General features: G+C 34.7%; 5 protein-coding genes and 1 pseudogene. 2 read left to right on the top strand and 4 right to left on the bottom strand.

What is annotated here, in order from left to right; genetic code table 11:
• Nucleotides 1-73: 73 nt before the first annotated feature.
• From ACN0TY_RS16205 to ACN0TY_RS16215, 3 genes are read right to left on the bottom strand one after another with little or no spacing between them, the layout of a single operon-like run.
• On the bottom strand, nt 74-2,389 hold the full coding sequence (locus ACN0TY_RS16205) for a zinc-dependent metalloprotease (protein ID WP_417445285.1): 2,316 nt from the start codon (nt 2,387-2,389) through the stop codon (nt 74-76).
• Between the two features lie 19 nt (nt 2,390-2,408).
• Entirely contained in the window at nt 2,409-3,827 is a 1,419-nt protein-coding gene (locus ACN0TY_RS16210; protein WP_417445286.1) for a RagB/SusD family nutrient uptake outer membrane protein, read from the bottom strand.
• Between the two features lie 10 nt (nt 3,828-3,837).
• Nucleotides 3,838-6,822 (bottom strand): SusC/RagA family TonB-linked outer membrane protein, encoded by a 2,985-nt coding sequence (locus tag ACN0TY_RS16215; RefSeq protein ID WP_417445289.1) that lies wholly within the window; start codon nt 6,820-6,822, stop codon nt 3,838-3,840.
• Between the two features lie 951 nt (nt 6,823-7,773).
• On the opposite strand from ACN0TY_RS16215, the gene ACN0TY_RS16220 reads away from it, so the two are divergent.
• Nucleotides 7,774-8,025: a helix-turn-helix domain-containing protein gene (locus tag ACN0TY_RS16220; protein WP_417445287.1), complete on the top strand. Its 252-nt coding sequence runs from the start codon at nt 7,774-7,776 to the stop codon at nt 8,023-8,025.
• 209 nt (nt 8,026-8,234) lie between these two features.
• Complete coding sequence (locus tag ACN0TY_RS16225) at nt 8,235-9,407, top strand: AAA family ATPase (protein ID WP_417445288.1); 1,173 nt, start codon at nt 8,235-8,237, stop codon at nt 9,405-9,407.
• 42 nt (nt 9,408-9,449) lie between these two features.
• On the opposite strand, the pseudogene ACN0TY_RS16230 reads toward ACN0TY_RS16225, so the two are convergent.
• Nucleotides 9,450-9,704: pseudogene (locus tag ACN0TY_RS16230) on the bottom strand (IS110 family transposase); the annotation flags it as partial.

Genomic DNA, 9,704 nt, shown 5'->3' on the forward strand with positions numbered 1-9,704 from the left:
AATTATATAAAAATTATAAAAAGAAAAGGTGTCACAATCGACACCTTTTCCATATTTGCTATTCCTTTTAAAATTATTCAATATCGTTTAATTGATTTAGTATCAACTTTAAATGCCCAGACGTTTTTACGTCTATTTTCTTATCTACACATGATGCTATTTTTAATTTTAAATTCAATAAATTATCAAAAAAGAGACTTTTCGAGTAACTGTTATAATTTACGTTTCCCACAGCGTTTAACTCTCCTACTTTTTGTTGAATCACCCTTAATAAAGCTTCCACGTATACCTGTTGAAGCTGTTGTCTTCTAAAACTAATTTGGATATGATCTTCTTCCAATTCATTGAATAGGCTGTTTTGTATTTTAATTAAAAAATCTGATGTAACACTGTTAAAGGTTGGGTAGTGCTCTTCTAAATAGGCCAATCGTTTTAAACGCCGTTGTCCAATACTTTCCATCAATAACCTCATTTGAAAGTCCATAAGTTTATCTGGATACGTTGAATAATGTAATCCTTTCATCCAAGATGGATTAATCAACCAATCGGGTGCATTAAATGTGTGCTGAATAAAGAACATCAAAGCGTTTTGTTGAATATTCAAAGCTATTGGTGTATAGACATCTCCTTTTTGCCTCCCCGATTTATAATAAATGGTATAACCTCCAACCAATGACAATACTTGTCTCATTTGTTTAAACCACAGTTCCAATACAGTTTCATGTAATCGCTCCATTAAGGAGTAATCGCTTTGATTTTTATTTATCTCGGGTAGTAGTTCTAGCACCCTTTTCATATTTTTCAAACCCAACTTTGTACTTTCTACGGGGTTGTTACTCTCTACAACTTCGTCAGTGGCCCCAGGACCAACTAGCTCATGCTGTCCTTTATTGTAACGATACCAAAGGATGGAGTCCTGCTCTCGAACACTATTCTCTAATGCCACCTTTTCTTCATTAGCGGACACCCTATTAAATGGTGTATAAGCCCATTTAATATTATAAATGTCTGTAGGCCCAACCTTTTGTATTAACAATGAAGGAGAAATACTATCTTCTGGTTGGGGGATATAGTTTTGCCTTGCATAATTCATGATACTTGGCGTGTGCCCCATATGTTCTAACCACGCTTCATCTCTCATTTTTTCAAATGGATATGAATATTCTCCGTAATGTGCATCCATTAACCCAAAAGCATGACCAGCTTCATGAGCTATTGTAGATTGAATCAGCTTTCCCAAGAGTTCATCAGGTAAAGGATATTGCTGAGCTCTAAAATCCAAGGGCGCACACCTTACAATATATCTATCCATAATGCTTTGATATGATGATCCAAAATGGATGTTGGATTTTAATATCTCTCCAGATCTTAAATCCGATATTGAAAAGGCTGTAGCACCTTTTTTATTTTCAAATCCTCTTATGTTTGCCTTATTTCCCCAAATTACCAGGTTATGATGGACACTATGAAAGTAGGGATTGGAATCATTAACTGTTTCCTCTTTTACTTCAAGTGCATTTTTAAAACCAGCAGCTTCAAAAGCAGGCAACCATTCTAAAATACCTGCTTTTACATAGGGTCTCCATTTCTTGGGAATAACATCTGGAAGTATAAAGGTTATAGGTTTCACCGGTTCACTAATTGAAGCACCCTTGTTTTTTTTCTCCAATCGCCATCTTGCAATATTGGCCTTAGGGGTTTCTGCTTTATAATTTATGGTATTAAAACTCATATTATCAGCACTAAAAAATCCCATACGATGATCAAATGGTCTTGATTTCATAGGTTTTGGTAATAAGAAAAGACTATAATCGACTTCCTCAATCCAAGTATTCTTCTTTCCTGAATTTACTTGGGCTACTTTAACAACGAGTTCGTTTTCAAAGTACTTAAAACCTTTAATAAAAGACTGACTTTTTAAGGTGCCTTGACTAACAGCTGCCTTCCATTCTGTGAGCAGTGGATTCAAAAATAAATCACTGGCGTTCACCCAAATCATACTAGCATTGCTTTTTAATTCGTTAATTGGAAAGGTCGCAATTATTTCATCGTGCATTGAACCTTCATTTCCCATGGGAATCAAAATACCTGAGGATGATTCAATAGTACCTGGAGTCTTCAAAAATAAGTTACTACCATGCTCAGTCCAAAGCACATATTTATTCTCCAACCTAGCTCTATCTTGATGATTTATTAGTAGCATTGGTTTATCCAAAAGTGATTTAGGAATCCCCAAATAAAGACTCTTATTTTCTAGCCGAGCTTCAATAAAACCATTGTTGGGTTTATTTTCCACTATATCGGTCAATGTTACTAATTTTTTCGTTACCGTAGTTCCAAATACTAACAAGGGAAATACAAATAACACCATTAACAAATAAGTTTTCATGTTATTAATATTAGATAAGTTAATAGCCTGTGTTTTGTGGTAGTAAATTAGCATTGCGTTCTATCTCAGCTTCGGGCACAGGCCAAAGAACATCTGTTAATTTCCAATTTGGTTTTACCAACTCCAAAATAGCCCCTGCTTTACCAGTACGTTTTAAATCGAACCATCTATGTCCTTGTTCGGAAAATAATTCCATAAAACGCTCATCGAGTATCGCACTTAAAAGGGTCTCCTTTGTAGCAGCTGTTGTTTTCCCAAGACCAGCTCTTAATCTAATCCTATTTAAATCGTTTTGAGATCCCACGATGTTTCCCTGTTGTGCCTTCGCTTCCGCTCTAATTAAAAATTGCTCTGCCAATCTAAATACAACTGAATATTCTAAAGTCTCCTCTTCACTTAGAGGCGCTTTGTATTTATATGGAAAATGCAAAGTTGTCAAGCCATCTCCACTGGTAAAACTCCCCACCCACTGCTTCAATCTTTCATCTTCCAATTCAAAAACACTTAAAAGCGAATCACTTAAAGCATAACTATTTCCAGGGATGGCTTGTATTATAAATTGAGTAGCTTCATAAGTATTTCTAACATTTGCAGGGTCTGATTTAAATTGCCAAATGGTTTCTCTGGACTCCTTTAAAAACACTTTACTTAAATCTGATTCCAATTCAAATTCATCAATGAGCAAAGAAGATGTTTCTTCTGCTAATTCCCAATTTTCTGTATACAAATACACCCTCCCGAGTAGCGCATTGGCTACTGCTTTGTTGGGTATTACATGTTCACCTGTAAGGTCTTCCGAGTTCAATAGATTTACGGCACGTTTTAAATCTTCAATGATTGTGTCATAAACGACTGCTGTTGCGGAACGTTCGATACTATTGTTTGTTAAATAATCGGTACTTGTTACCAACGGAACATCTCCATATATATTTATTAATATAAAATGAAGGTATGCCCGAATAAAAAGTGCCTGCCCTTTGTAAATTGCAATTTCATCAGAACTTAACGTCTCGGAGCTCGCCAGCCCTTCAAGAATATCATTGGCAGCATAGATAAGCGCATAAGTATTTGTCCAATAATAAGATGCCCTACTGTTTATAGGAGTCATACTATGAAGGTAAATAGATAATTTATCAGCGTTCGAGGAATAATAATCTAACTCATCTGCATAGATCCCCATATCTGCACTTATATTATAACTCACCATCCCTTGATTTCTCAAAGTATAATAAATATTGGCCAAGGCTGATTCAACAGTTGCTGCGTCCTTAAAAACGGTTTCGGAAACCAAAATATTTTTAGGAGGGTCAACAGCGACAAACTCTGAACAAGAATTCAGACTCGCCAACAGCATAATTTGAATTACAAGGATTTTTATAGAGAAAGGACTGTGGCCTATAATCCGCGTATGTTTTAATAATGTTTTAGTATGTTTCATGATCTTTAATTTAAAAATTAAACTGTGCGCCTAATGTAATTTGTCGTAGTGGTGGTAATATAATATGAGAAGGTTGCTCCGGGTCTGGACCATCAAATCCAGTCAAGGTCCACAAGTTTTGACCTTGTAGGTATATATTGATGGAAAGGTTCTCATTTGCCTTACTAGGTATCGCATAATTTAGAGTGACGTTTCGAAGTCTCATAAATGAGGCGTCACTTATAGTTTTATTACTTTGCCTGTAATAGTCCCGACTTGGTATTAAACTAGCATTTAGCCCTGAGGTAGCCATCATTAAGGACGATTGATCTCCTGGTTGCTGCCATCTATCCAAAAAGGCAACCGAAGCATTATTCTTTAAACCTGGTGCCGCCTGCTGTCTGAGATAATTATAAGCTTTTTGCTTTTTGAACTGAAAGAAAACATCCAATGATAGATTTTTATAGGTAAATGTATTTCCCAATCCTCCATAAAAATCTGGTGCTGTATCTTCTATCCACTGACGATCTTCTAAACTACTTATAGTTCCATCATCATTGTAATCTTCGAATTGATAAATCCCTGTATCAGGATCAACCCCTGTAGCATTATAAAGCTTTTGAATGGTGATTGGCTGCCCAATAACGTACCTTGCTGCAAAGGTTGAATTCTCTAGGTTTGGAAATTCCAACAGCTTGCTTTTAGGCATTGAAATATTAAATGTAGTTGTCCATTGAAAATCATTACCATTCAGATTTTTACTAAATAAATCAACTTCCCAACCACTGTTTTGGACGGTTGCATCTAGATTACCTGTTAAGCTGCTAAAACCTGTTGTCGCCGCCAAAGGAATACCAACCAATTGGTTAGAGGAACGGTTTTGGTACCAAGCCGTATTTAATAAAATACGATCCTTGAAAAATCCCAATTCTAAGGCAAATTCCATTTTTTTATTGACCTCCCACCCAAAAAGAGGATTCGAGAGCCCAGATGGTTCCAATACTAATGTACCATCATAGTCATTTCCGGTAACATTGTAGGTACTTAAAAATTGATAATCACCAATATTATCACTCCCCGTTGTTCCATAACTACCTCTAAGCTTCCCAAAACTTAAAACATCATTCGCTGCCAAGAATGCCTCATCTGAGAACAACCATGCCAATCCAACGGCTCCAAAATTACCATATTGCTTATCTGGACCAAACCTAGAGGACCCATCCCTTCTTCCTGTGATATTTAAAATGTATTTATTATCTAATTTGAAATTTATCCTTCCGAAAAATGCCTGATAATTATATTCACTATCACTGGAGTTTCGAACCTCTAATTCATTAGCTGCTGCTATATTATGAATAAGACTGTTATTAGGAAAGCCTGTGCCTTTTAAGACCAATTGTTCGGATGTTTGCCGTTGAAAAGTAGTCCCCACTAATACATCCAGAGCTATCATCCCCCATTTTTTCTCCCACTGAAGTTGTGGTTCTACAATCCAAGAATCTCTGGATGATTCATTCGTTGTTATGGACGAATAGTTTTCTGGAGTAAAACCAAAACTTGGGTTTCTAGAAGTATTCAACAATAATTTGTAAGATGAAATCTGATATTGATTATACCCCAAGTTCGCCATTACCTTCAAACTTGGCAGCAGACGATAAGACATATTAATATTGGTAAGTAAGGTATGTATTTGAGCCTTATAATCATCCGCTAAGACAGCTAATGGATTGTCCCACGTATTATCTTCCCAATTAATATTCCCATCTTCGGTATATAATTCAGGAGCATTTGGTGGCAATCGATAGGCACTACTGGTAAGATCTGTTCGAGGCATTTGATTATCTTCTATGGTGTAACTCCCTGTCATGCCTATTGTAAACCTATCATCTTTAGAAACATGATTGATATTGCTACGCAGTGAATATTTTTTATAATTGGCATTCCCGGGGAACACTGTAGTTTCCTTTTGATAGGCACCGCTAATCAAAAATTGAGTTTGAGCACTACCCCCTGAGACAGAAAGTTGTGCGTTATTCCTATATGCGGTCCCCCCTATTAATTCCTTTTGCCAATTGGTGTAGCGATTTTGATCCCATGTTTTAAGGTCAGGCCAAACAAAATCATACGCTGGATTTTCTAGTAGTTCACCATATCCATCATTTATAACTGCTTCATTCCGTAATTCAAGATACTCAGGAGTATTCATAAGATTTAAAAAATGAGAAACGCTCCCTAGTGAACTACTCACATTCGCTTTAAATTGTGTCGTTCCTGCAACGCCTTTTTTGGTCGTAATTAAGACCACACCATTGGCTCCACGAGCACCATAAATAGCCGTGGCATCCGCATCTTTCAATACTTCGATACTCTCGATATCCGTAGGATTAATAGCATTTAAAGGACTAATATTACCATTGTTAATCCCAGCTGATAGTTCGGGTACGCCAAGGGATTGCGAACCAAAAGGCACCCCATCTATAATATATAAAGGTTCCGTTCCACCATTGATAAAATTCTTCCCCCGGACTTGAATTTCATAACCACCACCAGGCACTCCAGTATCTTGTATTATATTAACACCTGACATATAGCCCTGCATGGCACCCAAAGGATTGTTAACAGGCTGTTTTTCTATATCAACAGCCGATATGCTAGCGATGTTTCCAGTTCTTTCTTTCTCAGAAACCGTATAATATCCCGCATTAACCGTTACGGCATCTAAATTCGTAACATCCTCCTCAAGCACTATAGAGAGCTTCTCTGAACTCCCCACGACTACTTCAATTGATTTAAATCCCAAGTATTTAAAAACCAAAACATCGGTAGGGATAGCCTCCAGATAAAAAATACCCTCTTTATTAGTGAAAGTGCCTAGAGTCGTATTCTTTATTTCCACATTTACGCCCTGAATGGGTGTTCCGTAGACATCTGTGACTACCCCTGTAATCCGATGTTGAAATTCAGCTAATTCAAATGAATTAAAATAACCCCTAGTGTTCCCGAACAAAGAACACATCGTAAATGAAAAGATAAGCAGGGCCAACAATAATTTGCACCTATCCTTTATAACACAATTATTTTCCATAATTTTGAGTTGTATTAATTAGACTTTTAAAAGTTTAGTTATTTAGAGGTCTCCCACTGCCTTCCAAAACTTTGGGAGACCTTCTTTTTACCAGTATTTTAAACTGGTTCTAATGGATATTGTCTTTTACTTTCATTTTTTACATACGCATACTTTTTAAAATTAAACAATAAGTGATTCATCCATTGACATTAAAGTCAATAGATATAGGCATTGGGGGAAATACCTTTATTACTCGTTCTAAGCTTGTAAAAATTAACACCGTGGTTTCGGTGATTCGTGAAGTGTACTATTACGGGATAACCGTGTATCGTAATCCAAAATCAATCATTAAAAATCATCAATCCCGTAACTTAATTATTTTATATCGGACCCTTGGGCTTTTTCCTAAAAAGTCTATTCATAACGGTTACTATTAAGCCATATGAAAGGTTTAGTAGTACAAAATAGCACAATAGTAAAGTAATCGATTGGTTCATTCTAAAAATATTTATAATGCAATACCTAAAAACTCAATACCAAGAAACAACGCTAAGAAAAGTTCAGCAAATTTAAAAAATTGGGCATGAAACTCAACTTACCGACTAGAGGTACTGGTATACCTTGGAAACGATAAGAGAGCCCACGCCCGCGGTCGTGAGCAAACTTACTTATCATCTCGTTTCCTCAAAAAGTACCAGTTTTCTAGTCGAGATTCAAAGCAATTGCTTCTAATATTTTTTTATTTGAAGAATTGCAAATATACTATCTCATTCCATCCCATCAAAGAATGTAAATGAAGATAAATTTTTACTAAAATATTAAAAATTTTGCTTTGTTACAAGTTCTTGTAACAAAATTATGGAAAATAATTAGTGTTTTTGTTGAAAGTGGTACCAGTAAATGAGTAATCTAGACAAAAAAAGGCAATTAATATTTGGTAAGAATTTACTTCGTATAAGAAATGAAAAAGGATTGTCTCAAGATGATTTAGCTACTAGATGTCGCGTGACAAAAGGAAGTATAAGTGTCATTGAAAATGGTGATAGAAACTTTCAATTCACAACCTTATTGGCATTAGCCAAAGCTTTAGAAGTTCATCCTAAAGAATTATTAGATGTTAACTTTGAATTAGATAAAGAGGAAGTCAATTAAATCGAAAAATATTGTAATTTCCCAGATAATTTTAACCAATCCTTCGTTGTTGAATTTTTTATACATATAGTATAAATAATACAATGTATATCCCAAAATGAGGATTACTGTATAACATGTTTAAAGTGAATGTTTATATTTGATATATAAAATAGTTATATAGTGCATATGCATTATATATAATTGTTAGGGCACATTAAAAACAACTTATGACAAAAGAAGAAAAAACATTTATACTTAATCAAGTATTCTCACCAACATCACCGATTAAACAAAAAGATTTTTTTTATGGTAGAATTAATCAATTAAATAAAGTTGCAGATGCAATAAACGAAGAAGGACAACACGCAATTCTATACGGAGAGAGAGGGGTTGGAAAGACATCTTTGGCAAACATAATGGCAACTTCTTATACAAACCTATATCCCGTTAAAGTAACTTGTAACAGACAAGACAATTTTCAAACACTATGGCAAAATGCATTAGATGGTATTCAATTTTCAAGAAAAACAGATGGTATAGGTTTCAATCCTCAACAAGCCGAGGAAATAGTTCGTATTGGAAATCAATTGAGAGGCATTAAAAGTGTTCGACCAAATCACATAGTACAAATTCTAAATTCTCTACCTGCAGGCAAACTTCTTTTTATATTTGATGAGTTTGACAATATTTCAACCCAAAAAACTAGGTCATCGTTTGCGGATTTAATAAAATCAATGTCAGATAACAATTCTAATGCAACAATTGTACTTGTAGGAATATCTGACAGTATAGAAAATTTAATTGGTAATCACCAGTCTTTAGAAAGATGTCTTAAACAAGTGAAAATGCCAAAAATGAAAGATGATGAATGCGAAGAAATAATTATTAACGGTCTTAATAGACTAGAAATTGGAATTGACAATAAAGTAAAAGATAAAATAATTGAATTTTCATCTGGTTTTCCTCATTATGTTCATTTACTATGTAAATATGGTGCTAAAGAAATAATTGAGAACGAAAAAAGCATTTTTTCAGACGCCTATTTATCAATTGCAATAAGACTAGGTATTGAAAACACATCTGAACAATTAAGAATTTCATATCGCAAAGCAATACTTACATCAAATAGCAGTTCAAAATGGAGAGATTTATTGTTTGCTTGTGCAATAGTTAAAATTGACGAATTCAATGCTTTCACAATCAGCGATGTTGTTAAGATTTATAATAAAATCACTGGTCGTGATGTAAAAAATAATAGTATTACTTACAACCTAAACCAACTTGTTACTGAAAATCGAGGGGATGTACTAGTTAAATTAGGCAAAGGAATGAGTACTCGTTATATGTTTAAAAACCCTATGATGAGAGCATTCGTTAAATTAAAAATAAACGCTGAATAATAACGTGCCCTAACAAAGAACTGAGGTAAAAACCAAAGGATTTTACCTCAATCTTGAAACAAAGTTTTCATCATAAGGCATTCCATTTTTCACAATAGCAAAAGCTTGTTTAAGTAGTTTATTACACACGGCAATTAATGCTAACTTTTTACTCTTTCCTTTTGCAACAATACGCTCGTAAAGCGCCTTACATGCGCGATTATATTTACATGCATTAAAACTACACATGAATAGTAAATTTCTAAGTTTAGGATTACCCATTTTACTGATTTTAGGTCTACCTTTTATACTCGTTCC

It is taken from the genome of Joostella sp., assembly GCF_048266025.1.
Lineage (GTDB): Bacteria > Bacteroidota > Bacteroidia > Flavobacteriales > Flavobacteriaceae > Galbibacter > Galbibacter atrarenae.

Coding starts and splice junctions, on each gene's coding strand:
- ACN0TY_RS16215 (WP_417445289.1), bottom strand. CDS start 6,822: ATGTGTTCTTTGTTCGGGAACACTAGGGGTTATTTTAATTCATTTGAA.
- ACN0TY_RS16225 (WP_417445288.1), top strand. CDS start 8,235: ATGACAAAAGAAGAAAAAACATTTATACTTAATCAAGTATTCTCACCA.
- ACN0TY_RS16210 (WP_417445286.1), bottom strand. CDS start 3,827: ATGAAACATACTAAAACATTATTAAAACATACGCGGATTATAGGCCAC.
- ACN0TY_RS16205 (WP_417445285.1), bottom strand. CDS start 2,389: ATGAAAACTTATTTGTTAATGGTGTTATTTGTATTTCCCTTGTTAGTA.
- ACN0TY_RS16220 (WP_417445287.1), top strand. CDS start 7,774: ATGAGTAATCTAGACAAAAAAAGGCAATTAATATTTGGTAAGAATTTA.